Source organism: Mesorhizobium sp. WSM4848 (assembly GCF_055811375.1).
The window spans coordinates 161422-185246 of the sequence record NZ_JBVVPX010000007.1 but is presented as its reverse complement, the minus strand read 5'-3'; the positions used below and the strand labels follow the sequence as shown (position 1 = coordinate 185246).

The following is a 23825-nucleotide window of genomic DNA, read 5'->3' as shown; positions in this document are numbered from 1 at the left end:
TAGAGATATTTGCACGAGCATCTCAGACTCCCGCCCTGATGGCGCGACCAGTGCCAGCGTCGAAGACGCGCACCGACTGAGCGGCCGGCGCAACAACTGCTGCCTGCCCGATCGCCAGCCCGACATCATTGTCGAACACCGCCTTTACCGCGTTCTCGCCCTGGCCGAAATGGACGATGGTGCGCGCGCCGATGCGCTCGACGAACGTTACCGGCATCGACAGGCCGCGGTCCGAGAGAATCACCTGCTCAGGCCGAAAGCCGTAGAGCACCTCTCCGCGCGCGGCCCTCACCGCCGGGGCGAGATTGTCCGGCAGCGGCGGCGTGACACCGAGCGGCCCGAGATCGATGACCAGGCCACGGTCGCTTTCCGCCGGCCTGCCCTTGAGCAGGTTCATGCCCGGCGCACCGATGAAGCGGGCGACAAAGACATTGGCCGGATCGTTGTAGACCTCGAGCGGCGTGCCGACCTGCTGCAGCACGCCATGGTCCATCACCGCGATGCGATCGGCCATGGTCATCGCTTCGAGCTGGTCGTGGGTGACATAGACCATGGTCTGCCGGAACTGACGCTGCAGCTGTTTCAATTCGGTCCGCATCACAGCCCGGAAGGCGGCGTCAACATTGGACAGCGGCTCGTCGAGCAGGAAGATCGCCGGCTCCATGATCGCTGAACGGCCGATCGCCACGCGCTGCAATATGTTGACCGACAGCCGGTCGGCCTTGCGGTCGAGCAGCGGCGTCAGCTGCAGCATCTCGGCAATGGCGCCGACGCGGCGGCCGATCTCGGCTTTTGTCGCGCCGCGCATTTTGGGGCCATAGGCGAGGTTCTGCCGCACGCTCATATGGGTGAAGATCGCATAGTTCTGGAAGACGAAGCCGACGCCGCGGCGCCCCATCGGCACGCCTTCCATGTCGTGCTCGCCGAACAGGATCTTGCCGCTGGTCGGCTCCTCCATGCCGGCGATCATGTTCATCGTCGTCGACTTGCCGCAGCCCGATGGTCCGAGCAGCGCCATGAACTCGCCGTCGGCGATGGCAAGATCCATCGTCTTCAGCGCGGTGAAGTCGCCGAACTTCTTGACCAGGTTCTGCAAATGGATGGCGCTCATGCCGGTACCTCCCGCGCTCGCGCCATGCGCTTCATGGCAAACACCGCGGTGATGGACAAAACGATCAGGATGGCCAGCGCGATCGCCGCGACATAGCCCCAGATCAGATCCTGGGTGGTGAGCTTGTAGATGTAGACGGAGATGGTTTCGGTGGCGACGCCGGGACCGCCGCCGGTCATGATGTAGAGCGTGTCGAAGATCTTGAAATTCTCGATCACCCGGATCGCCAGCGCGATGATGATGATCGTCTTCATCTTCGGCAGCACGATGGTGACGAAGCGCTGCCAGGGATTGGCGCCGAGCAGCGTCGCCGCCTTGATCTGGTCCTCGGGCACGCCGACCAGGCCGGCAAGCAGGATGAGGAACATCAGCGGCGTCCATTGCCAGATGTCGGCGACCATGACGGCGATGAGCGCCAGCGTCGGGTCCGACAACCAGGCGATGGTGACGGGAAAGCCTGATAGCGCCGACAGGATGTCGTTGACCGGGCCGCCCGACTGGAACAGCATGAAGAACATGTAGCCGGCCACCGCCGGCACCACCATCATCGGCATCAGCAGGATTGAATAAAAGATCCGCTTGCCCGGAAACTCGTCGGCAAACAGCGTGGCGAGTGCCAGGCCGAGCAGGAATTCCGCCGGCACGCAGACGATCATGACGATGGCCGTGCGCTTCAGCGCGCTCCAGAAGCGCGCGTCGGCGGCCAAGTCGGTGTAGTTGGCAAAATTGTTCCACAGCGACCAGGCGCTCCACCAGCCGAGGCCGGACAGCGGCGACCAGTCGGTCAGGCTGATATAGAGCTGCATCAAGAGCGGGAAGAGCGCGATGAACAGCACCAGGATCTGCGCCGGCAAGGTCAGCCGGAAACCGAGCTTTGCTCCTTCGTCCGGCAATACCGGCTTTGCCTGGACCGGGTCGCTGTTGTCTTCCAAAATGGAGGAAATCGTGGCGCTGACCGGGCTCATTGCTTGAGCGCCCCGAAGGTCAGTCCGCGCACCAGATGGCGCTGGATGGCGATACCCATGATCACAGGCGGCACCGCGGCGATCAGGCCGAGTGCCGCTTTGGCGCCATAGAGCTGTCCGGTCATCGAGGAGGACAGCGAGGCCATGTAGACGGGTACCGTTACCCATTCGCGCGTCGTCAAAAGCAGCGCGATCAGATAGTCCGACCAGTTGAGGATGAAGACGAACAGCGCAGCGCTGGCCAGCGGTGCGCGCATCATCGGCAGCGTGATGCGGGTGAAGACGCGCAGCCGCGAGCAGCCCTCGACCAGCGCCGCTTCTTCGATCTCGCGCGGCATGTCGTCGAAGAAGGTCTTCATCAGCCAGAACGCAAAGGGCAGCGTGACGATGCCGTAGATCAGCGACAGCCCCCACCAGCTGTCGGTGAAGTTGAGGAAGGCCCACATGATCATGACAGGGGTCATCACCGCCATCGGCGGAAACAGGCGGAGCTGGATCAGCGCCAGCGGCAGGTTCTGGCCCGAGCCGAAGCGCGACAGCCCGTAGGCCGCCGCGGTGCCCGCCGACATGGCAATCGCCGTTCCGAACGTGGACGACAGCAGCGACGACAGGATCGGTTTTAGGGCGGTGCGATCGAGCGCGACGATCAGGTTGTTGGTCGATTCGCCGAAGACGAAGCGGAAATTGCTGAGCGTCGGATCCTTCGGCCACCAGGTCAGCTCGGCGCCGGTCGCCGACCATTCGGCGATCGGCTTGAAGGCCATCGACGCCATCCACAGGATCGGCACCAGCGTCACCGCGATGGCCGCGAGGATCGCTGCATAGCGGAATATTTCGAAGGGAACGGGACGCTTCATCTTGCAGCTTTGCTGGTCCATCGTTTGCGGAGGCGAAGCGCCAACTCCTCGCCTCCATTTTGGATCCGGGGATTAGGATCAGCTGACCGGATCGAGAACGGTCGGCCAGGCCTCCTTATTGGCCTTGACGGCTTCGAGAAGCTTCTCCTCGCCGGTACGGCGGGCGATTTTCTTCCATTCGGCCTCGGTGTCGGCCATCGCCTGCTCGGCGGTCTTGGCCTTGGTCAGCGCGGCGACGAGGTTCTCGTCCAGCGCGTTGTGGAAGGCGGTGGCGCCGGGATGGTTGATGGTCGGGACGGTGCGGGCGACCGTCTCGCGCACCACATCCATGTGATAGGCGTGATAGGTCTGGCGGACCAGCGGGTCGGAGAAATCCGACAGCCGGAACGGATCGAAATAGCCGCCCGGATTGGCGGTCATCCAGGCATAGATGCGGCTCGATCCCAGCCACTGCAGGAACAGGTAACAGGCCTCCGGATTGTTGGCCTGCGAGGAGACCGAAGCCGACAAATTGAGCCACAACACCGAGCGGCTGATCAGCTTGCCGTCGATCTCGCGGCCGGGCGGCAGCATCGAGCCGATCTTGCCGGTGACAGCTGAATCCTTGTTGCCGGCATTGTCCAAAAATTTCGGCAGGTTGGAGAAGGCGCAGGTCATGGCGGCGCCGCCCTTGGCGAAATTGCCGTACTGCTCCGGCCAGCCCCACGAGATGGCGTCCGGCGAATGATGGGCCAGCGATGCGATGTACTCGTTGGTCGCCGCGATACCTTGCTGCGAATTGATCAGCGGCTTGCCGCTGTCGTCGAACAGGAACTGATTGGGAGAAGCCATTGAGACATAACGCTGATACCAGTTGGTGTAGCCCCAGCCCTGGTTGCGCAGATCGGTCGAGCCGAACAGACCCTTGTCCGGGCGCTGGAAAAAGGCGGCGATCTCGTCATGCTGCTTCCAGGTCTTCGGCGGCGCCAGCTCGTAGCCATGCTTGTCGGAGAAGGCTTTCTTCTCAGCCGCGTCGCCGAACAGATCGGTACGATAGACCCAGGTCTGGAAATCGCCGTCCAGCGACACGCCATAGGTCGAGCCGCGATACTGGTTGAGCAGCGAGACGCCCTTGGCGCCGTCGACGTAGCCGCGCTCGGGGTCGTCCCATTCCGGCTTGTACTGGGCGACAAAGTCGTCGAGCTTCAGGATGCCGCCGGTTTCAGCGAGATCGCCGAGACGGTTCCATTCGACCGCGTAGATGTCATAGGCCCCACCCTTGGTGGAGATGTCCTGCATCGTCTTGGTGAATTCCTGGCCGTTCGGCACACCGACGATTTCGAGCGGAATGCCGGTTTCCTTTTCCCACAGATCCTTGATCGAAGGTGCGCCGGCGGGAAACGGCTGCGTCAGCTGGCCGATCGATCCGTCGGACAGGCCGAGCACAATCTTGGCCGGCGCCTTGCCGGCGCCCTTCATCGCCTTGGCCGCCTCGATGGCGCGGCCTTCCGGCGTGTCGGGACCATACTGATAGCGCTCCGAGCCGTCGAAGCCCGTCGGGCCGCCGATCATGCCCGGTGCCAGCGCGTCGGCCGCATAGGCGCGGCTGGGACGGATGAATTTCGGTGCGATACCTGCGGCGGCAACAAGCACGGCCGCCTTTCCACCGGACGCCAGCAGACGGCGCCGCGACATGCGGATCATATCAGACATTGGAACTCCTCCCTCGGGGCCTTGTTCCTCAACGGCCCTCATGATGGATATTGACGGCACCGGGGAAGCCTGTCAACATCATAAATAATCAAAACACATCACAACATCGCAAATGGAGGAAAAATGCAGTCGACCAAGATCATCACATCGCAATCGCTGCTTGAATTTGAGGGGCTTGAGGGCATCGTACGAAGCACCGGCCGTTTTCGGCGCGGCTCGACGATTTGGTGTAGCCCCGGCTTGCGCATCGGCTAAGGCCGGATACATCATTTCCCATCAGAATCGCGGATGGCATGAAGCGCCGGCATTCGAACCGTTGAAGGCGCGATTTTGATGCGCCTGTAGCGCACTAGCATGAGGTGATCGACTGTGCGGTCCACCCTGACAGACATAGCCCGGGAAGCTGGCGTTTCAGCCGCGACGGTCGATCGTGTGCTCAACAACCGCGCCGGGGTCAGGGCGCGCACCCGCGAAGTCGTGCTGGAGACGGCGCAGCGGCTTGGCTACATCGCTGAAAATTCGAACAGCCCGACCCCGCGCCACGCACCGCCCGGCGATGTCATACGGCTCGACTTCGCCCTGCCCGCCGGCACCAATTCCTTCATCAAGATGCTGCACCGGCATATCGAGGCGCAGGCGCAATTGCGGCCAGACCTCGATGTGCGCGTCGCCACGATCGAAGGCTTCAATCCCGACCGACTTGCCCGCCTGCTGCAGGAATTGCGCGGCCAGACGCAAGGCGTCGGCGTCATCGCGCTCGACCATCCGACGGTCCGCGAGGCGATCCGCTCGCTATCGGCCAGCGGCGTCAAGGTCGTCACCATCGCGTCCGACATCCTGCATGTGCCGAGGGTCGCCTATATCGGCATCGACAACCGCGCCGCCGGCCGGCTCGCCGGCTACCTGCTCAACCGCTTCATGGCCGCCGATCGTCCGGGCAAGGTCGCGTTGTTCGCCGGCTCGCTCTCCTATCGCGGCCATGAGGAGCGCGAGATGGGCTTCCGCCACATATTGACGGAAGACTCGCCCAATCTGCAGATCGTCGAGATGCGCGAGATGCTCGACGACCGGGAAAAGGCCTATTTGGAGGCCTCCGCTCTGCTGGACCGGCACCCGGACCTGGCCGCGATCTACAATGTCGGCGCCGGCAACACCGGCATCGCTCGCGCACTCAAGGAGCGAGGCCGGGCGCTGTCGACCGTGTTTCTCGGCCATGAGGTGACGGAAGGCACCAAGGACCTCTTGCTCGACGGCACACTCGATGCGGTCATCGACCAGAACCCGCGCGTCGAGGCCCGCGAAGCGCTCAACACCTTGGCCCACGCGATCAGGGGCTTGCCCTACGAACTGCACCAGCCGAGGCTGCAGGTGATCTTCAGGGAGAGCATCCCGGAGATCTGAACGGCCTGTGGCACTGTCAACACGGCCCTAGAGCTTGCTCACGATCGCTTGCGCACCCTCGCCGAGGCCGATCGCGATCCGGTCGCCGGAGACAATGCCTGATATGTCGCAGACGACCAGCGGCATGCTGATTTCATAGAGGAACTCGGCGACGATGGCGCCGACGGCCAGGATCGGATCGGGCCGCTCCAGGATGATGCCGGCCGGCGCCGTGCCCCGGCGGATCGCCTCTGCCAGAACCGACGACGAGGACGACGACCCCCGCCCGGATGCCATCACCAGGATCTTGCCGGCGACGTTGCCGCCCGGGTGCGAACGGTCGATGATGTCGCCCGTTTCGGCATCGACGCCGCCCCAGAAGCTGAGTGCATGCGACAGTACCAGCGCCGATCCTTGCGCCTTGCCGGCAAGCTGGAACGTGCCAACTCTGTTCAGCGCTCGACTGTCCTGTTGGCTCATCGCGCGCCTCGCACGACGCGCCCGGCAGCGGCCGAGCGAACGCAGTCTTCCAGGTCGCCGAAGGCCACCGACACGCTGATATTCCCGGGCGCATAATGCGCCCATTTGCCGGAATTGGTCATCACCACGCCGTCGAGACGCTCGATAATCGAGGTGACATAGGTGCAGGTATCCGTAACCGGAATGAGGTTGAACTTTTCCGCATCGTCCAGTTCGCCCTCGTCCTGCAATCTCTTGAAAGTGGCGCGCCCGGTGTTGACGTAGATCGGGATGCCCCTGGCCGGCGCGACCTCGCGCAGCATCGGCAGCAGGCGCGTCCACTCGTCGTGGGAGAAATGCGGCGTGCCGAGCGATACGGCCGCAAGCGGCGCGCCGTCGGGGACGCTCGACAGTTTTGCCAGCGCCTGGTCGATGTCGGCCCGGCAGATCCGGATCGTCGCCTCCGGCACCATGCCGCGAAATGCCTCGTCGAGCGTCCTTGCTTCCGGTGTGATGCCGACCGCATGAAACAGCGCCACCGCACCCGTCGTTGCCGCCGCCGCGCCAAGCGCCTTCAACTGATCCTCGTCGCGCGGCTGCGGCAGGCCCGATATCACCGGAATGCGGTCGTCGCTCCGTTGCCCGACAATAAGCCCGACGCCGACGAACAGGGCATCGGCAGGTTCGAAAGAACCGGTCAGCTCGAACAGCATCTGGCCGCGCCGATTATTGGTCAAATGCAGCCCCCAGGCCGGCGCGCGCCCGGTCATCGCGCAGCACAGATCGATGAAATCGCCATAGCGGTTGGTCCGCGCACCGATCACCGAATTGGCAAAGACGATGGCGTTGGACTCGCCCCAGGCGATCTGCTCGCCAAAGACCGGCCGGAACCGCGTCTGATAGGGCGCGCAGGTGAAGGTCGCCTGGCAGCCGAGCTCCAGATGCGCCTTCATCAGCCGCCGCGCCGGCACTTCCTCCGCCGCCGGCATCTTCACCAGCCCGGGATGGATAAGGTCGAAGGAACCGACATTGAGTGTCGTCGGTACCCCAACGCGGCCGCCGCCCTCGACCAGCCTTTCGACGAAATCGAGGCTGGCCTGGCCGTGATAGAGGCAGCCATCGATATGCGCCCCGGCAATGTCCAACAATTTGCGCGCGCCGACTGCGTTGGAAAAGGCGACCAGTATTTTCATCGCGGCGGCCACGGCCGGGCCGTGCTCGCCGTCGAGCATCGACTGGTCTTCGGCCGTCAATTCCAGCATCATCGGCATGCTCCGGCGCCCCATTTTTGCTCGAACGATAGCGGGACAGGTAGGACGGATCGCCAGCTTTTACTAGCCGGCCGCGATCAGCACCGTGCTCTCCGGCGACCAGCGCAGCACCACTTCTTGCCCCTCCGCCAACCTTTCAACGCCTGTGTTCTGCACGATGACCTTGAGCGTTTGCCCGTCGCGTTCGACGAAATAGGTGCTGTTGTTGCCGGCGAAGATGCGCTTGGAAACCTGGCCCCGGAGCATATTGGCGTTCGGATCAGACGTCCCTGAATCGGTGCCAATGCGGATGCGTTCGGGCCGCACCGCGCAGCTGGCCTTGGCGCCGGCGGCAAGCGCCGCGCCTGCCCCGGCGGCGATCGCCGTGCCGTCGGGCAAGCGGATGCCGGTGCCGGTGGTCTCGCCGCGAAAGATGTTGGCGTCGCCGAGGAAGGTGGCGGCGAACTCGCTCTTCGGGCTGTCGTAGATCTCCTCCGGCGGTCCTTCCTGCACCAGCCGACCGTCGCGCAGGATGCCGATGCGGTCGCTCATCGTCAGCGCTTCTTCCTGGTCGTGGGTGACGAAGATGGTGGTGATGCCGATCTCGCGCTGGATGCGTTTCAGCTCGATCTGCATGTCGACGCGCAGCGCCTTGTCGAGCGCGCCGAGCGGCTCGTCGAGCAGAAGCACGCGCGGCTTGGTGACGATGGCGCGGGCGAGCGCCACCCGTTGGCGCTGGCCGCCGGACAGCTGGTGCGGGCGCCGGGCGCCGAGCTTGCCGAGCTGCACCAGGTCGAGCGCGCGCTGCACCTCGCTTTCTATCGTTGGCTTGGCTTGCCCGCGCACCGACAGGCCGAAGCCGACATTGTCGGCGACGCTCATATTGGGAAACAGCGCATAGTTCTGGAACACCATGCCGATGCGCCGCCTCTCGACCGGCACCCGCTCGACGCTCTCGCCGCCGATGGCGATGCGGCCGGAGTCGGGGAAATCGAAGCCGGCGATCTGGCGCAAGAGCGTGGTCTTGCCGCTGCCCGACGGCCCGAGCAGTGCGTAGAAGCCGCCATCGGCGAAATCGATCGAGACATCATCCAGTGCCTTGTGCGCGCCAAAACTGCGCGACAAATTCGCTACCTGCACGCCGGCCATTATTTCTCTCCGCCGAATTTGAAGAACCGTGCCGTGAGCAGCATCAGCGCCATCGAGACGACGATGATGATCGTCGAGACGGCATTGATCTCCGGCGAAAAACCCTTGCGGATCGCGGCGTAGATCTCGACCGGCAAGGTCGTCTGGCCCGGCGTCGACAGGAAGTAGGAGACCACGAACTGGTCGAACGACACGGCAAAGGCGAACAGCCCGCCGGCGATGACGCCCGGCATGATCCAGGGCAGAGTCACGCGCGAAGTCACCTGCCACTGGTTGGCGCCGAGCGAACGCGCCGCTTCCTCCAGCTCCGGCGCAAAGGTCTGCAGGCGGGCCGAGACGACGACGATGACATAGGGCAGCGCCAGCGCCACATGGCCGAGCAGGATCGCGAACAGCCCGCGCCCGATGCCGATGCCGAAGAAGAAGATCAGCATCGCCGTGCCGGTGATCAGCCACGGAATGGCGATCGGTGGAAACAGCAGCGCTTGCAAAACTTTCTTGCCGCGAAATTCATGGCGATAGAGCGCCAGCGATGCCGCCGAGCCGAGCACCGTGGCGATGATGGTGGTGATGATGGCGATCTCCATGCTGTTCCAGGTGGCCGAGATCAGTTGATCGTTCTGCCGCAACGAAACGTACCACTCGGTCGTCCATTCGAACGGCAACTGGTAGAAGGGCGAGACGTTGAACGACATCAGCGCCATGATGATGACAGGCAGGTAGAGGAAGGCGAGCAGCAGCCAGATGTAGAGGCGCCCACACCATTCCAGGATACGCGTCGTCGCCATCATGCGGCCCTCTTCAGCACCGGCGACGCCAGCGCCAGGATGACCAGAACGACGGCCAGCAGGATGAAGGACAGCGCCGCACCAAGCGGCCAGTTGAACACGGCGACGAACTGGTCCTCGATGACCGTCCCGTAAAAAGTGCCGGTGCGGCCGCCGAGGATACGCGGTTCCATGAACGAGCCGACGACGGGAACGAAGATCAGCGCCGCACCGGCGACCAGCCCCGGCATCGACAGCGGAATGATCACCCGTTTCAGCATCTGCAGCCGCGAGGCGCCGAGCGAGCGTCCCGCCTCGATCAGCGAATCGTCGATGGCCTGCAGCGTCAGGTAACAGGTCAGCACCATATAGGGCACGTAGGAGTGCACCAGGCCGATGATGACGGCCGGATAGGAATACATCAGGTCGATGTTGATCTTGAACGGCAGCACGGCGTTGAGCGCGGTGTCGAGAATGCCGCCTTCGCGCAGCACCATCGCCCAGGAGAAGATGCGCACCAGGCCGTTCGACCAGAACGGCAGGATGACGAGCAGGAAGATCGCCTCGCGGCTGCGTCCCCTGAACACCTTGGCCAGCACATAGGCCGCGGGATAGCCGATGACGACGCACCACAGCGTCACCTCGAGCCCGAGCCGGAGCGAGGCCAGCAGCAGCGTCAGATACAGCGGCTGCGAGAAGAAGCTGGCGTAGTTGTCCAGCGTGAACGACCACGCCGCTCCCGACAGCGGCAGCTCGGTCATGAAGGAGAAGAACACCATGGCCGACAGCGGCAAGAAGATCGCCACCGTCAGCCAGAGATAGGCCGGCACAAGCAGGGGCAAAGCCGATCGCAATCCGCGCCTCGAACCGGTCGCGACCTGTCCTGTCATAGGCTCCTCCCGAAAAGCTTGCCGCTATTTCACCCGGCCGTTACTTCACCCAGCCGCCACTTCACCCAGCCGTTACTTCACATTGACCTTGAGCTCCTGCCACAGCGCCAGATAAGCCTCGCGCTGCGCGTCGCTGATCGGCGCCTGGAACTGGATGCGCTTGGCGACATCAGGGTCGCCCATCACCTTGCGGTTGAAGGCATCTTCGGGAAGGGCGGCCACCGCCTTGGTGTTGGCCGACACCGGCGCGCCGACCTTGGTGACCCATTCGACGTAGAATTTCGGGTCGATCATGTAGTTGATGAAGGCCTCGGCGCCGGCGACGTTTTTGGAACCGACCGGGATGGAGAAGGCGTCGAGCCAGGCGACGGCGCCTTCTCCGGGGATGACCAGCGAGACCGGCAGCTTGAAATGCGTCTTGGCGCGGTCGGCCGAGCCGCTCCAATAGGTGCCGATGTCGATCTGGTTGGAGGCGACCATCTGGTTCCAGTCGTTTTCCGAGCTCCAGAACGTCTTGATCTGCGGCATCAGCGAGGTCAGCTTCGCCTTGACCGCTTCCATGTCTTTGATGTCGTTGATGTTCTGGCCGGTGGCGATGGCGCCGAACTGGACCGCTTCGACAGCATCGTCGCGAATGGTGACGCGGCCCTTGTGCGCCTCGTTCCACATCTCGGCGATGCTGGTCGGCGGCGTCTCGAAGGCTTTCTCGTTGATGGCGAGCGCGGTCAAGCCCCACACCCATGGCACGCCATAGACCTTGCCGTCGCGGGCGAGCATCGGCGAGCCTGCCTTGTCCGGGCTGATGTCGGCATAGTTGGGGATTTTCGAGACATCGATCGGCTGGATCAGTTTTTCCGCCATCGCCTGGTCGTTGAAGGCGGCGTTGATCATGACGACGTCGTAGAGGCCGGGATTGGTCCTCAGCTTGGTCAGCATTTCCTGTTCGGAATTGAAGAAGTCGTTGACGACCTTGTTGCCGGTCGCCTTCTCGAAGGCGGCGATGGCCCAGGGCTCGTCGGCGCCGTAGCCCTTCCAGTTGAGCACATGCACCTCGTCGGCGCTGGCGACCAGTGCGGAAGCGAAGACGGCGGTTGCCGTCACAAAAGCAGTCAGTTTGGGCATGCGCATGTTCGTTCCTCTCATTGTTTGCCTGGTTGGCGAGCTTGTTTAAGTCATTCAGGCTGTCGGTAATGGGCCTCTTGGCTGAGGAATGTCTGGATCTCGTGGGCGGTCGGCGCCGACGACCCGCCATGGCGGGTGACCGAGAGCGCTGCCGCCGCATTGGCGTAGCCCGCCGCTGCGAAGGGCGGCACGCCGCGTGACAGTGCGCTGACGAAGGCGCCGATATGGGTGTCGCCGGCGCCGTTGGTATCGACGGCGGCGACGTTGAAACTGGGCATCGCAATGGCGCCGCCATCCGCCAGCCGCACGAAGCAGCCTTTTGCCCCGGCGCGGATGACGACCCCCTCGGCGCTCGGGCAGTGGCTGGCCAGCAGCCGGGCGGCAACGGCCTCGACATCGCCGGGGCCGGCAATCTCGGCCGCTTCGGCGGTGTTGCAGCTCAGCCAGCTGGTGCGCGCCAGCACCCGGTCGAGAATGGCGCGCGGAATGTCTGATACGACAGGCGTCGGATCGAAGACGAAGGGAATTTCCGCCGGCAGCGTCTCGATCCAGTCGGCCAGCGCGTCGCGGCTGCCGACATAGCTCAGCGTATAGCCGGAGGCGAACACCCAATCCCCCCGCACAACCCGGACGGGCGCCATCATGCCGAGGCTGAGCACGCTCTCGGCGCCAGGCCATGACACGAAGGTGCGCTCGGCGTCGCCGCTGATCATGGCGACGCAATTGCCGCTGTCCATCACCGGCGATGGCGGGGTCAGCGTAGCGATGCCTTCGGCGGCAAAGGCGGCGCGAAGGAAGTCGCCGTTCGGCCCACTGCCGAGCTGGCCGCCGAAGACGACGTTCATGCCGGTGCGGCTGGCCGCAACCATCATGTTGAAGCCGCCGCCGGCGACCTGGGCATAGCTCGATGCGGTCTTTTCGCTTCCGGGCTCAGGCAGGGCGTCGATGCGGTAGACATGGTCGACCACCGCGCTGCCGATATGGACAAGGCGCCCGCTCATGCCAGGCTGAGCTCCGCTCATGTCAGGCTGAGCTCCGCTCATGCCGCCGCGTCCTTGCCGGAGCGGCCGCTTTTCGCCATCCGCGCCGCGACCAGGTCGGCAGCGAGCGCGCGCACCTCACCCATGTCGAGGCCCTTGAGCCGGGCGACGTGTTCGCTTGGCAATCGGCAAAAGCCGACGCAGGCGCCCGCCATCCCGGCGGCAATGGCGCCGATCGTGTCGGTGTCGCCGCCGAGATTGGCGCTGATGACGGCCGCCCGCCAGGGATCGCCACCGGCGATTTCCAGCACCGCGAAGGCCGCCGGAACCGATTCCTGGCTGGCGACGCCGGTGCCGACCAGGTCGACGATCAGCCGGATGCCGTCGGTGACAGCCTTGCCGCGAACCAGGCCCCTCGCCCAGTCGATGCGCGCGGCGATGTCGCCGCCGGTCGTCCAGTGACCGCGTTCTGCGCCTTGTCTGGCCGCCACGACCGCGCGATCCGAGGCGGCGCGCCAATCGCCGCCGGCAACGCCACAGCTGACCGCGGCGGCAACGGCAGCCGCCGAGGCAATGGCGATCGAGGTGTTGTGCGTCGCCCGGCAGGTTTCCGCAGCCTTGGCGACCAGCCCGCCGAGCGGCTCCAGCGGCATCATGATGCCGACCGGCGCGATGCGCATCGCCGCGCCATTGGTGTCGCCGCTGCGCCCCGCCTCCGCGGCCGGCACGCCGTCATTGATGGCGTCGATGGCGCGCTTGGTCGACGGTCCGAGCAGATCGTAGCTGCCGCGCGCCTTGACCTCGCGCTCCCAGTCGAGCAGCGCCTTGACCCAGCGCGTGTGGTCGAAACCATCGCCTGAAGCAACCAGGATGCGGCCGAGCAGCAGCGCCTGTTCGGTGTCGTCGGTGACAGTGCCTGCGGCCAGGCCCTTCGACACCGGATGGTCGGCGGCGGGCGCGACGAAATCCTCGACAGGACCGTAAAGCTCGGCAATGCGGGCCGGCGACAAAAGCTGCGTCGGCATGCCGAGCGCATCGCCCAGCGCCCCGCCGACAAGCGCACCCATCGCCCGATCGATCGCCTCGGCGCTGTCCACGCTCAGCGTTTCCATACTCAAAACTCCAGGTGAAGCGCGAAATGCGCCGGATTGAGCAGGCTGGTGACATATTCGATGGCGCGGCCGTCGGCGGCCCGCGTCAGGCGCCGCGTGCGCAGGAACGGCGCGCCGGGCGCGCAATCAAGAATGGCTGCGTCCTCCGCGCTCAGCATCTCGATATCGGCCCACTCCTCGCCGTGATCGGGGACAAGCCCCGCCGCGCGCAGCGTCCGGTGCAGCGAGCCCTCGCGCAGGCCGCGCAGCGGCACGTCCTCCAGTTCGGGCGACAGCGGCAGGCGGCTGCGCTCGATCGAGATGGCGTGGCCGTCATCGGCGTTTGAGCGCACCCGGTCGACGGCGATGAAGAACGGGCTTTCGACGCCGAGCCTGGCGGCGAGCTCGGCATCCTGCATGATCTCGAGCCTGAGCGTCCGCGTGTCGGCGTTGGCGCCGGCATTGGCCAGCGCCCGCGACCAGCCGACGGCGTCGTCGACCGGCATGCCGTCGAAGGTGACGAACGAGCCGATGCCGACCTTGGTGGTGATGAGCCCGCGGCTCGACAGTTCCTCGAGACCCTTGCGGACGGTGTTGCGGCTGACGGAGAAGCGCTGGACAAGCTCGTTCTCGCTCTGCAGGCGGTCGCCGAAGCCGAGCACGCCGGAGCGGATCTCGTGCTCGAGGACGGTGGCGATCCGTTCGGGCTTGCCGGTTCCGGGAGACGACATGCGACGCGCCATGGAATACCTGTTCAGTAAACCTGTATAGTCCTGTTCAATACCGTCACATGGCAGTCATGTCAACGGCTCGTCGCCGGTCGGCTTTTTTTCGCCGAGCAAGTTTGCCCTGCTGATCACGATGGTTCGTCGCAGGCTGGAATTTTATGGGAACTTTCACCCCCTCCGAGCGGTTTTTTCTGTAGTCGCGATGCGGCGACAACTGAAATATGGAGACAAATGGAGGCAAATCATGCTTACCAAATTACTCGCAGCGTCGGTGCTCGCCGCTGGCCTGGCCACGTCTGCGATGGCCCAGAATGCCAGCGATCCCGACCCAACCGCTGACATGGCTACCGGCAGCAACAGAAGCGTCGTCATCGACCCGGCGCCCACTGATCCGAACTTGGCCGATCCGAACCTGGGCGAGCGGGTCGATCCCGGGATCACCGGCAGCATTATTGCAGGCCCCGACGGCACGAATTCCAATGCCGACCGGAACTGCCCGCCAAGCCCGCAGGGTGCGATGCCTGATGCAACGCACAAGGCTCCCGGCACGGTTTCACCGACCGTCAACGACAGGCACTGCGGCATGTAGCCGAGATCGATTTCGCTTTCGGCCGCGGCACGAACAGAGCCGCGGCCGAAGCATTATTTGCCGAAGCGCTAAGATCACGACTTCGTCATCCCAGGGCAAGCAAGGAGCGAAGCGACGCGGCGCAGACGTCGGATCCATGCCGTTACCTCAGAGCGTCACGACGGTGCAGAACCCTTGATGGGGGAGATGTCCGGCAGGACAGAGGGGGGCGCGAAGGATCACTACAGATCAGCATTTGGCGCCCGGCCAACATCCCACAGTCGCTTTCGAAGAACCAGATCCTCCGGGCAGAAGACTAGCTCGCTGAGCCCTTGCGCGGTCGGGCAGCCTTGGGCTCCTTGCCAGCGCCGGCCTCTTGGCCAGCTTGGCTTTCGGCCGGCTCTCCTCACCGTCGATCTCGGCGGCGGCCTGGTCCCAGTGCTGCTGATGTGCGCCGTCGGGCCGGCCAGCCTGTTCCCAGATCGCGTGAGCCCGCCGGCGAATGCGTTCCTGCCTGTTATCCGTCACAGTTGCCTCCTCGGCTCAAATCGGTGAGCGACAACTTCTAGCTGAATTTTCGACCGGCGTCTCGGGGGCTTCGGCCCAAATCGGGTGCCGAGTCGGGTCGGCCCAGATCGGACAGAACCGCAACGCCGAGGAGTGCCGCCTTTTTGGTGATCAGCCCCGCCAGATCCGCGTCTGAGCGCTCCGTTCCGGTTTGCTCACGCACGGCTGCAATCAACGCCTTCATCGACAACAGGGTAGTGCCCCGTTCAGCAAGCAGCTTGTCGACGGATGCGGCCACATTGCGTGACTCGACATGCGGCAACATAGGAGCTCCTTTCCGTCCCGCCCCGAAGACGATCAACGGCCGGCTGCCTGCCGGCGAGCCCCCGCTCTTCCCGCGTCTTGCCGGGAGAGCGGCGGGTGAAGGTCAGTCGATGACCTTTACGATCCTGCGGGTGCCGGGATCGACCAGAACGGTGCGATCGTCGACAACCACGTATCTGTATTCGACGTCGGGAACCTCGTGAAGTTCAACCGTGTCGGGCAAAGTGGAACCGACGTTGAGTTCCACGCCTAAGAGGCTGATCGACGCCAGCGGGTGCCTCTCCACATATTGGCGGACGACCGTCTGCTGCTCGGGCGTGACAATCACCTGGTCTGCGGTGGCGACGCCGACACCGGCCAGCAGAGCCAGCCCGGCGGCGGCAGGAACAAGGTGGATTTTCATCGTCTTCTCCTGTCTGGTTTGCGGGCTTTGCCTTCCACGGGTGGCAATATTAGATCACAATCGGGACGGCGGGCCCTCTCTGGAAACGCTCACGCAACCTTCTTGTTCCGTGAGCGGCGGCTAATCGATCGCCGTATTGGCGCCGCTCTGGCGTTCCCGCGAGCCGCCGCATTGGCCCGCGTTCCTTTCGCAGGCACGCGGGCCGATCGGTTTTGCCCGATCAGCAGCGATACCGGAGGGGGTGATATCGACTGCTTCGAGAACAACATTTAGCCATAACTAATGTTCCACCCTACGGCAAAAATCCCTGCCGGCGCCGGTACCGTCAGGCGCAAGACCGGCAATGCCCCCAATCTATGGTTTCGGCGGCTGCGGCGGCACCTCGCCGGGCTTGAGCACCGGTGTCCTGCCCTCGTCCGGCGGCGGTGCGGCCATGCCGCGATCACCGGTCGGCGGCGGCAGCAGCACGCCGTTGCAGGGATCAAGCATTTCAGTCAGGCTGTCGCCGGCGCCGTTGTTGGCGGGCGGCTGCTGCTGCTGGCCATTCTGCGGCTGGGCCTGGCAGTGGCCGGCAGGCGCCTGGTCTTGTGTCTCGTTATCCGTCTGGGCAGCAACCGGCGCCGCCAACGCCAGTGCGCCGAGCAGCGTGATTGGCAAGAATGCGAAAGGTTTCATGTCGAACTCCTCCGCGCGAACGATCGCCCCTCCTTGCCAAAGCAGGTTGGCGGCGATTGGTTCCCGCCTGCAGCAAGCCGCCCGGCTCCATGCGGGTGGGCGCGGCGCGGCATGTTGGGGAATCGTTAATCAGCGATTGCTACTATGGCGGAATGACCAAGAACCTCGGAAATGCCGAAAGAAGCGCCCCAAACGAGCCGGCAAGGAGCTCCGCTCTAAGCCGGCTGGCGCCAGCCCTGTTTCCCCTGGTGGTTGTCGCGCTTGGCTATCTGGTCGGCTGGCAGTTCTTCGGTTTCTAGGGCGGGGCCTCTGGCCTGCAACCGCCAATCTCCAGCGCTGGCGATTAGCCGCAAGCCCCTCCACCTTCGTCATCCTAGAGCAAGCAAGGAGCGAAGCGACGCGGCGCAGACCCTAGGATGACGAAGTGGAGGGGTGTCTCAGCTCATCCTAGAGGCTGCAATTGCCACTGAGATTCCCTGCTGGTCGGCAGCCAAATCTCCAACGCTGGCGATTGGCATAAGCCACCACGCCTTCGTCATCCCAGGCCGCGCCGCGTCGCTCCTTGCTCCGCCCTGGGATGACGAAATGGAGGGAACTAGTCCGGGAAAAAGAACACCGGCTCGTCGCATCGGTGGACCCGGCATTGACCGTCAAGCGTCCTGACATAGGCGGCGACAGGCACTTCGGGCCAGTCGCATTCATTGCCGTAACGGCGGACATAGCGGTCATAGGTGTTGCGGCCGGTGGTCAGCACCACCGCGCGCCGGCTCTGGATCAGAAACTGCGTCTGTTCGCATGTCATGGCGCGCGTATCCGGCCGGGCGTAAGCCATGCTTGTGGCGGCGATCAGGATCGCTGCGGCTGTCGGGACGATTGGGCGAGCTGGCATGCTGCATCCTCACAAAAGGTCGTGCCTAACGCGCAGCTTCGCCCGTGGTTCCGCACTTCACCCCCACCTTTACCAGCATCTCCCGCAAGAGTGTTACTGCGGCATGAAAGCAACAACTAAAGCGCGTCGCCCGGTCGAACGCGACGCGCTTTAAGACAGCCGCGATCACTCCTCCCTGCCCGGCTTGAACCGCCTCACCACCACCTCGAAGACGATGTCCGAGATCCACATCGCCGAGACGCCGATGAGGAACGCCGCGGCCAGCGTCGTGGTGTCGTCGTTCGCTGGAATCGCCAGGCCTGTGGCGCGGAAGTAATGCACCACTGGCAATGTCAGGTAGGCCGCCGCCAGCGCGCCGCAGATCGGCGACGCCAGCATCTCGCGGACCTTGTAGCGGTGGCGTGACAAGGCGCGCAATATCCCGCCGGAAAGGCCGGCGACCACCACCGGCGCCTTGATGCCGGAGCATCGAGAAACTCCTGTATCATGGCTTCCACCCGCACCATCTGGCGCCCTTCGCGTTGTATGCGTTCACCTCGTCGAGCTCGGGCCGCGTCATGGCGGCAATGGCGACGAGCTCCGACGAGCTCGTGGAAGGCGCGAAAAAACCGCCCCCGTTTCCGGGGTGGGCGCAGCATGTTGGGAATCGTTAATCAGCGATTGCTACTATATTGGACATGACCAAGAATCTCGGAAACGCCGTCAGGAATGCCAACGCTGGCGATTAGCCATACGCTACTACACCTTCGTCATCCCTGGGGCGAAGCAAGGAGCGAAGCGACGCGGCGCAGCCGGTGTTTGATCCCGGACTTTAATGGCGCGTCATCGCAATCCGAGAACCGGTTCCTCGCATCGATGGACCCGACATTGACCGTCAAGCGTCCTGATGTAGGAGGTGACGGGCGCTTCGGGCCAGTCGCACTCATTGCCGTATTGGCGGACATATCGATCATAGGTGTTGCGGCCGGTGGACAGGACGACCGCGCGCCGGCTCTGGATCAGCTGCTGCGTCTGTTCGCATGTCATGGCGCGCGTATCCGGTCGGGCGTAAGCCATGCTTGTGGCGGCGATCAGGATCGCTGCGGCTATTGGGGCGATTGGGCGAGCTGGCATGCTGCATCCTCGCAAAGGTCGTGCCTAACGCGCAGCTTCGCCCGTGGTTCCGCGCCTTCACCCCACCTTACCAGCATCTCCCGCAAGAGTGTTACTGCGGCATGAAAGCAACAATCTAAAGCGCGTCGCCCGGTCGAACGCGACGCGCTTTAAGACAGCCGCGATCACTCCTCCCTGCCCGGCTTGAACCGCCTGACCACCACCTCGAAGACGATGTCCGAGATCCACATCGCCGAGACGCCGATGAGGAACGCCGCGGCCAGCGTTTGGTGTCGTCGTTCGCTGGAATCGCCAGGCCTGTGGCGCGGAAATAATGCACCACGGGAAGCGTCAGGTAGGCCGCCGCCAGCGCGCCGCAGATCGGCGACGCCAGCATCTCGCGAACCTTGTAGCGGTGGCGTGACAAGGCGCGCAATATCCCGCCGGAAAGGCCGGCGACCACCACCGGCGCCTTGATGCCGAGCGCATCAAGAAACTCCTGTATCATGGCTTCCACCCGCACCATCTGGCGCCCTTGCCGTTGTAGGCATTGATCTCGTCGAGCTCGGGCCGCGTCATGGCGGCGACGACGACGGCGGACGCACGGCGCGGCTGGTTGTGGTCGCACCAGACCCGGCGCGCCGGCGAAACCGGCGTTGCGCATCCGGCTAGCAGCAGGCCCCCAAACAGCAGGCTCTTGGGCAACAAAATCAGCGCTTTGCCCATCGCATCGCCTCCCGCCGTGCGGCTTCGTCCGGCAGATCGCGCGCCGCGCGTTCGGCATCGGTCGCCTCGCGGTCCATTTCGAGGCGCTCCTCGACGGCGGCGAGTCTTTCCGCGGCTCGCCTGGCCGCATCCTTGTTGGCCCGACCGCCGGCGACAAACAGGCCGATGCCGCCGACGAGCGCGGCAAAAATCGCCATGATCGTCGAGCGCGCCCAGCATGGAAAGCAACCACATCTCAATTGCCCTCCACGGCAGGCTGGTTTCTGACGAGGCCGGCGATGCCGTCGCGCACGACATTGATCAGGATCTTGAGCAGGGCCAGCACCCCGGTGATTTTTAGCGCCAGGGCGGCGTCGATGCCGAACAGCGTCCAGTCGAAGCCGACCAGGCCGGTGAGCAGCAGGATCAGCACATTGATCAGATTGTGCGCGGCGTTGGTATTGAACCAGTTCATGGCTTTACCTTTCGAAACAGGGAGAGGATTGCGGCGACCAACGGAGCCAGCACTGCGGCCCATAATCCGGACAGCGGTCCGCGCCCCGCCTCGCCCGGCTCGTGCTTTGGCCCTGAAGGCGCAAGAACGTTCGGTTGCGGCGGGATCGGAACCGGCGCCGAAGGCTGCACTGGGGCGGCGGGCGGCGACGGCGAGTCCTTGATCCCGTTCCATTTGCGGAACGCCGCGGCAAGCCGGATATCGTAGGCGTTCTTCCGATAGGATGCGCCGTTGTAGCCCTTGGCGAAGCCGGCCCAGTCATGAGCGCGCAATTTGCCGTCGAGCCGGTTGGCGGCGATGAAATTGACCGCCGCCGCCAGCTGCAGCGCCTCGTCCGCCATCATGGTTTCGACCATCGCCTGCACGGTGGGGAAGCCGGCCGCCCTGAAATTCTCGCCGAGCACCTGGCCGAGCCCCCATGACGCCGATCTGAGCGCCGCCGTCTCGTCGATGGCGCAGGCGGCTTTCAGGCGCGGATAGCTGTCGCGGGGATAAGGCTTTTCGCCCCATTTGGCATAGGCAAGGCCGGCCGCTACCGCCTTGGCCCGAGCTGCGCCCGCCAGATTGCGATAAAAGACATGCGGCTCGAACAGGATGATCGGCCGGCCCTGGGCGTCGAAGCCGCGCCCGCTGGTTTCGACATCGAGAAAGGCGTGGATCTCGTCTTCGCCGACGCCGATCCTGGCGCCGAGTTTTGGCAGATCGAGGTCGTCCAGGCGCCTGGCGGCGCCCTTGAACGTCATGTCCATGGTGTTGTCCTTTCCCAGGTTGATGCTTGCAGGCGCCAGGTTGATGTCTGCAGGCGCCAGCTTGATGTTTGCAGTAGATTGTGTGAAATGACCCCGAACTGTGGGGATTTGCCGATGTCGCAAGACGAAGGAACGGCGCGCTGGACGGTGAAGGCCGAGCTCTGCGCGGTCGGCCGCGACAAGCCGCTGCTTGTGGCGTTGGCGGTGATCCTGTGCCTCTATTGCGGACTGATCGCCGGGCCAATTATCTATGCGTTCCTGGCCTTCCAGGGCATGGCGGATTTCTTCAAGTGACGGCATCGCCCGGTTGAGAACAGCTCGATCCGTCTTGCCACCTGGTCCGAAATGGCTTGGCCGGGATGAAACTGCTGCCACGAACCGTTTGTGTCTTGTGGAGGCGGGAGGGCACGTGACGATAAGGATCAGGCTTCCGGGCGGGATGTTGAAGATCAAGACGAGGGACGAGCTGCGCCGCCGCGAGCAGAAGCGCCAAGTCCCGGCCTGGCAGGTCGGAAAGTACTTCATCATCTGGTGGCCGAGCAGCGTGTCGGATCGACCGTCCGGACGCCCGCCAAGGTGACGATCGCGAGCCTGCGCCCGGACCGTTCTGAAACCGGTCCCGGAGGGTAGTCCCTGAAACGATGCCTGGCCCTTGACTCTTCCGCAACGGAAGCTCTCTGGTGCTGCATTGCACAATGGGGTTGGGCTGATGGCGTTGCGTATCAAGTTGCCGGGTGGCACCTTGAAGTTGAAGGTGTACCGGGAGTTGCGCGAGCGCGAGCGTAGCCGGCGCGTCCCGGTTCTGAAGCTGGGCTCGCTGTATTTCAAGCTGCCGGCCGCGTCCGTTGAACGACCAGCCGGGCGACGATCCTGACCGATCTCAGGCAATGTCTTGACGGCCCGAAAATCCTCGAGCGGCGGTGCTCGAACCCTTCCGGAACAGCCAAGAAACGCGCCCATCGGCGGTTGACTCTTCGGCTGGGGAAGTTCTCTAGTTGCTGCATCGCACATCATCATTGAATTGCACAGCGGAGTTGAACCGATGGCCGTGCGCATCAAACTGCCGGGCGGCACCTTGAAGGTAAAAGTCTATCGCGAATTGCGGGGGCGCGAACGCGAGCGCCGCGTGCCGGTCATGAAGGTGGGTTCGCTGTATTTTGTCTGGTGGTCGAACAGCCAGCCGCACAACAAGCCGCAAGACAGCCATCATTAGCCGCGGCCATTCGCCTGCGCAGCGGCGCGGGCTACGGCATGTCCTTCGGACGGGTAGGCCAGCCAACCGACGCCGAATTATCGACCCACCAGATCGCTCGGTACAAGTCATCTGCGATTGCGAAATGCTACTTGCAATAGCTCGTTGCAAGAGGCCGTGTCGAGCCGAACGAATTAGAGCGTGAACACCTCACGATCAGGCTTGCAAAGCGCTGCCTCTTGCAGCAAATCATGGCGATGGCACATTCAAGGCCTGCGACAAACACCGACCTGCCAAACGTTTTTCGGTCCAGGCGATCGACCCGTGCCGATAGCTATGGTGCAAGCCAATAATGATCATTGGCGTTTGATGATTTGTGCGCTTACTTCGACTGGAGGCGTCTTATGCTCTGCGACGAGATGGAGGCGGTCATCGCTCGCCCGGTACTGAGACAGTTCGGAAAGCACTGATGCCATTCGTTCCGCTACTCCTTTGCCGCCTATTTGGGATCAGTGCCGGCGCCGGTACGAAGATGAGTATCCAAAGCGTCCGCACCGCACGGCGTGGCGATCACTCGATCAGCGACGAATGTATCCTCCACTGCGCTTTCTCTTTTGACCGGTCTGACGCAAAGATCATCGTCGGACAGCGTTCCTACATCGGCAAGAGCCACCTCGTCGCGGCCGAACGCATCGAAATCGGCAATGATGTGATCATAAGCTGGGGCACCACAATCGTAGATCACAACTCGCACGCGACAGGATGGCAGTATCGAAAGACCGATGTCGCCGACTGGCATCAGGGAAAGAAGGACTGGTCGAATATCACCATCGCGCCAGTGAGAATTGAAGACAATGTCTTTATTGGCTTCAATGTCATTATCCTCAAGGGCGTGACGATCGGCAAGGGCGCAGTCGTCGGCGCAGGATCCGTCGTGACGAAAGACGTGGCGCCTTTCACCATGGTCGGCGGGAACCCTGCCAGGCAAATCGGCGAAGCCGCTGCTCGATCAGTGGCTTGAGCACAGAGCTCCGGCCATGTAAGTGATACTGCGCATTGCGGTTTTAGGCATAATTTTCAGGAACTCGGTCCGCACCTTGTACTTCAGCCATCCTTTTGTACGACCTGCCAGGTGTTGCTCATAGGCGAGATCGTGAGGAAAGACCTTAACCCGCTCGACCGTCAGCCCGGAGGTCTTGAGCAGGTTTTCGAACGATAGGATTGTATAGAAGTTGATATGCCCATACGGCCCCGACATGCGGATAGCGCGGTCTAACCTTCGCGTATGCTCTAGTGGCACCTCTATATAGAGCTTTTTGCAGACCCTCCCCGCCTCTGCCAAGAACATGCGCTCGTGCTCAACATGCTCGACGACGTGGATTGCCAATCCTAAATCGAACGACTTGTCGGCGTGCGGAAGGTGGTAGCCATCAAATTGCTCCACGCTTTCAAGATTGGAAATCTTCCGAGCTTTTATCGCCTTGATGCCAGACGAAGATATCTCGACAGCGGCGAGGCTCTTGCCGAGACGGCGCTTGTTCAGCTTGTCCAGCACGGCCCCCTCGCCGGCACCGATATCCAAGACTCTTTCGAAGGCCTCGCCTTGAATTATCGTGTCGATATGGCCCACAGATTGAACAGAAGCGATCTCGCGTTTGGGATGCACAGTGTCGCCAGCATAGTATTCGTCGTACATTGACATAATGCTATCGGCGCCAGCCATCGGGACATCCTTTTGGTTCACGGTGGGACGACCGTGCCACAGC

General features: G+C 63.5%; 31 protein-coding genes and 2 pseudogenes. 7 read left to right on the top strand and 26 right to left on the bottom strand.

Going from position 1 to position 23825, the window contains the following annotated elements; all coding sequences use genetic code 11:
* Positions 1–22: 22 nt before the first annotated feature.
* From AC0L16_RS10100 to AC0L16_RS10085, 4 genes are all read right to left on the bottom strand, one after another.
* Entirely contained in the window at positions 23–1111 is a 1089-nt protein-coding gene (locus tag AC0L16_RS10100; protein ID WP_473620539.1) for an ABC transporter ATP-binding protein, read from the bottom strand.
* The gene (locus AC0L16_RS10095; RefSeq protein ID WP_473620537.1) at positions 1108–2076 is read right to left on the bottom strand and encodes a carbohydrate ABC transporter permease; all 969 of its coding nucleotides are present in this window, start codon (positions 2074–2076) and stop codon (positions 1108–1110) included. Before AC0L16_RS10095 ends, AC0L16_RS10100 begins: the two co-directional genes overlap by 4 nt.
* Positions 2073–2933, bottom strand: a complete 861-nt coding sequence (locus tag AC0L16_RS10090) for a carbohydrate ABC transporter permease (RefSeq protein ID WP_473620536.1) — start codon at positions 2931–2933, stop codon at positions 2073–2075. The genes AC0L16_RS10095 and AC0L16_RS10090 overlap by 4 nt, the downstream gene beginning before the upstream one ends.
* Before the next feature lie 78 nt (positions 2934–3011).
* Entirely contained in the window at positions 3012–4625 is a 1614-nt protein-coding gene (locus AC0L16_RS10085) for an extracellular solute-binding protein (RefSeq protein ID WP_473620534.1), read from the bottom strand.
* A 369-nt stretch (positions 4626–4994) separates the two neighbouring features.
* Here AC0L16_RS10085 and AC0L16_RS10080 point away from each other — a divergent pair, with 369 nt between their 5' ends.
* Positions 4995–6026: a LacI family DNA-binding transcriptional regulator gene (locus AC0L16_RS10080; protein ID WP_473620532.1), complete on the top strand. Its 1032-nt coding sequence runs from the start codon at positions 4995–4997 to the stop codon at positions 6024–6026.
* 27 nt (positions 6027–6053) lie between these two features.
* On the opposite strand, the gene AC0L16_RS10075 is transcribed toward AC0L16_RS10080, so the two are convergent.
* The 9 genes from AC0L16_RS10075 to AC0L16_RS10035 form a co-directional block, all read right to left on the bottom strand.
* Complete coding sequence (locus tag AC0L16_RS10075; RefSeq protein WP_473620530.1) at positions 6054–6485, bottom strand: aconitase X swivel domain-containing protein; 432 nt, start codon at positions 6483–6485, stop codon at positions 6054–6056.
* Positions 6482–7729, bottom strand: coding sequence for an aconitase X (locus AC0L16_RS10070; RefSeq protein ID WP_473620529.1), 1248 nt, complete (start codon positions 7727–7729; stop codon positions 6482–6484). Before AC0L16_RS10070 ends, AC0L16_RS10075 begins: the two co-directional genes overlap by 4 nt.
* A 69-nt stretch (positions 7730–7798) precedes the next feature.
* Positions 7799–8863, bottom strand: a complete 1065-nt coding sequence (locus AC0L16_RS10065; protein ID WP_473620528.1) for an ABC transporter ATP-binding protein — start codon at positions 8861–8863, stop codon at positions 7799–7801.
* Positions 8863–9651: an ABC transporter permease gene (locus AC0L16_RS10060; protein ID WP_473620570.1), complete on the bottom strand. Its 789-nt coding sequence runs from the start codon at positions 9649–9651 to the stop codon at positions 8863–8865. The genes AC0L16_RS10065 and AC0L16_RS10060 overlap by 1 nt, the downstream gene beginning before the upstream one ends.
* Entirely contained in the window at positions 9651–10520 is an 870-nt protein-coding gene (locus tag AC0L16_RS10055; protein WP_473620527.1) for an ABC transporter permease, read from the bottom strand. The genes AC0L16_RS10060 and AC0L16_RS10055 overlap by 1 nt, the downstream gene beginning before the upstream one ends.
* Before the next feature lie 72 nt (positions 10521–10592).
* Entirely contained in the window at positions 10593–11648 is a 1056-nt protein-coding gene (locus AC0L16_RS10050) for an ABC transporter substrate-binding protein (protein WP_473620526.1), read from the bottom strand.
* A 44-nt stretch (positions 11649–11692) separates the two neighbouring features.
* Complete coding sequence (locus AC0L16_RS10045) at positions 11693–12643, bottom strand: PfkB family carbohydrate kinase (protein WP_473620525.1); 951 nt, start codon at positions 12641–12643, stop codon at positions 11693–11695.
* Between the two features lie 38 nt (positions 12644–12681).
* Positions 12682–13734, bottom strand: a complete 1053-nt coding sequence (locus AC0L16_RS10040; RefSeq protein WP_473620524.1) for an ADP-ribosylglycohydrolase family protein — start codon at positions 13732–13734, stop codon at positions 12682–12684.
* A gap of 2 nt (positions 13735–13736) precedes the next feature.
* On the bottom strand, positions 13737–14456 hold the full coding sequence (locus AC0L16_RS10035) for a GntR family transcriptional regulator (RefSeq protein ID WP_473620522.1): 720 nt from the start codon (positions 14454–14456) through the stop codon (positions 13737–13739).
* A 229-nt stretch (positions 14457–14685) separates the two neighbouring features.
* Between AC0L16_RS10035 and AC0L16_RS10030 the strand changes: the two genes are divergently transcribed.
* Positions 14686–15030, top strand: coding sequence for a hypothetical protein (locus AC0L16_RS10030; RefSeq protein WP_473620520.1), 345 nt, complete (start codon positions 14686–14688; stop codon positions 15028–15030).
* Between the two features lie 228 nt (positions 15031–15258).
* Here AC0L16_RS10030 and AC0L16_RS10025 read toward each other — a convergent pair whose 3' ends face one another.
* From AC0L16_RS10025 to AC0L16_RS10010, 4 genes are all read right to left on the bottom strand, one after another.
* Positions 15259–15537 (bottom strand): DUF2934 domain-containing protein, encoded by a 279-nt coding sequence (locus AC0L16_RS10025; RefSeq protein WP_473620519.1) that lies wholly within the window; start codon positions 15535–15537, stop codon positions 15259–15261.
* 37 nt (positions 15538–15574) lie between these two features.
* Positions 15575–15841 (bottom strand): hypothetical protein, encoded by a 267-nt coding sequence (locus AC0L16_RS10020; protein ID WP_244555166.1) that lies wholly within the window; start codon positions 15839–15841, stop codon positions 15575–15577.
* 102 nt (positions 15842–15943) lie between these two features.
* Complete coding sequence (locus AC0L16_RS10015; RefSeq protein WP_473620517.1) at positions 15944–16243, bottom strand: DUF1236 domain-containing protein; 300 nt, start codon at positions 16241–16243, stop codon at positions 15944–15946.
* 354 nt (positions 16244–16597) lie between these two features.
* Positions 16598–16918 (bottom strand): hypothetical protein, encoded by a 321-nt coding sequence (locus tag AC0L16_RS10010; RefSeq protein ID WP_473620515.1) that lies wholly within the window; start codon positions 16916–16918, stop codon positions 16598–16600.
* A 152-nt stretch (positions 16919–17070) separates the two neighbouring features.
* On the opposite strand from AC0L16_RS10010, the gene AC0L16_RS10005 reads away from it, so the two are divergent.
* Positions 17071–17217 (top strand): hypothetical protein, encoded by a 147-nt coding sequence (locus AC0L16_RS10005; RefSeq protein WP_077382845.1) that lies wholly within the window; start codon positions 17071–17073, stop codon positions 17215–17217.
* A 296-nt stretch (positions 17218–17513) separates the two neighbouring features.
* Here AC0L16_RS10005 and AC0L16_RS10000 read toward each other — a convergent pair whose 3' ends face one another.
* From AC0L16_RS10000 to AC0L16_RS09965, 8 genes and pseudogenes are all read right to left on the bottom strand, one after another.
* Positions 17514–17807: a hypothetical protein gene (locus AC0L16_RS10000; RefSeq protein ID WP_473620513.1), complete on the bottom strand. Its 294-nt coding sequence runs from the start codon at positions 17805–17807 to the stop codon at positions 17514–17516.
* Positions 17808–17972: 165 nt separating this feature from the next.
* A pseudogene (locus AC0L16_RS09995) lies at positions 17973–18313 on the bottom strand (hypothetical protein).
* A 316-nt stretch (positions 18314–18629) separates the two neighbouring features.
* On the bottom strand, positions 18630–18920 hold the full coding sequence (locus AC0L16_RS09990; RefSeq protein ID WP_473620512.1) for a hypothetical protein: 291 nt from the start codon (positions 18918–18920) through the stop codon (positions 18630–18632).
* 164 nt (positions 18921–19084) lie between these two features.
* Positions 19085–19425, bottom strand: a pseudogene (locus AC0L16_RS09985) (hypothetical protein).
* Positions 19404–19625 (bottom strand): hypothetical protein, encoded by a 222-nt coding sequence (locus tag AC0L16_RS09980; RefSeq protein WP_473620511.1) that lies wholly within the window; start codon positions 19623–19625, stop codon positions 19404–19406. The pseudogene AC0L16_RS09985 and the gene AC0L16_RS09980 overlap by 22 nt, the downstream one beginning before the upstream one ends.
* A complete protein-coding gene (locus AC0L16_RS09975) occupies positions 19610–19822 on the bottom strand; it encodes a hypothetical protein (RefSeq protein ID WP_473620509.1) in 213 nt (70 codons plus the stop codon). Before AC0L16_RS09975 ends, AC0L16_RS09980 begins: the two co-directional genes overlap by 16 nt.
* Positions 19823–19860: 38 nt before the next feature.
* Positions 19861–20079, bottom strand: coding sequence for a hypothetical protein (locus AC0L16_RS09970; protein WP_473620508.1), 219 nt, complete (start codon positions 20077–20079; stop codon positions 19861–19863).
* Positions 20076–20867 carry an N-acetylmuramidase family protein gene (locus tag AC0L16_RS09965; RefSeq protein WP_473620506.1) on the bottom strand — a complete coding sequence of 264 codons (792 nt, stop codon included), beginning with the start codon at positions 20865–20867 and terminating at the stop codon, positions 20076–20078. The genes AC0L16_RS09970 and AC0L16_RS09965 overlap by 4 nt, the downstream gene beginning before the upstream one ends.
* Before the next feature lie 114 nt (positions 20868–20981).
* On the opposite strand from AC0L16_RS09965, the gene AC0L16_RS09960 reads away from it, so the two are divergent.
* The 4 genes from AC0L16_RS09960 to AC0L16_RS09945 all read left to right on the top strand — a co-directional run bounded on the left by AC0L16_RS09960 (position 20982) and on the right by AC0L16_RS09945 (position 23080).
* Entirely contained in the window at positions 20982–21161 is a 180-nt protein-coding gene (locus AC0L16_RS09960; RefSeq protein WP_473620504.1) for a hypothetical protein, read from the top strand.
* A gap of 415 nt (positions 21162–21576) precedes the next feature.
* On the top strand, positions 21577–21741 hold the full coding sequence (locus AC0L16_RS09955) for a hypothetical protein (RefSeq protein WP_473620503.1): 165 nt from the start codon (positions 21577–21579) through the stop codon (positions 21739–21741).
* A gap of 168 nt (positions 21742–21909) precedes the next feature.
* The gene (locus AC0L16_RS09950) at positions 21910–22080 is read left to right on the top strand and encodes a hypothetical protein (protein ID WP_292555098.1); all 171 of its coding nucleotides are present in this window, start codon (positions 21910–21912) and stop codon (positions 22078–22080) included.
* Between the two features lie 448 nt (positions 22081–22528).
* Positions 22529–23080, top strand: coding sequence for an acyltransferase (locus AC0L16_RS09945; protein WP_473620502.1), 552 nt, complete (start codon positions 22529–22531; stop codon positions 23078–23080).
* Here AC0L16_RS09945 and AC0L16_RS09940 read toward each other — a convergent pair.
* Complete coding sequence (locus AC0L16_RS09940; RefSeq protein WP_473620501.1) at positions 23069–23782, bottom strand: class I SAM-dependent methyltransferase; 714 nt, start codon at positions 23780–23782, stop codon at positions 23069–23071. The genes AC0L16_RS09945 and AC0L16_RS09940 overlap by 12 nt on opposite strands.
* Positions 23783–23825: the final 43 nt, after the last annotated feature.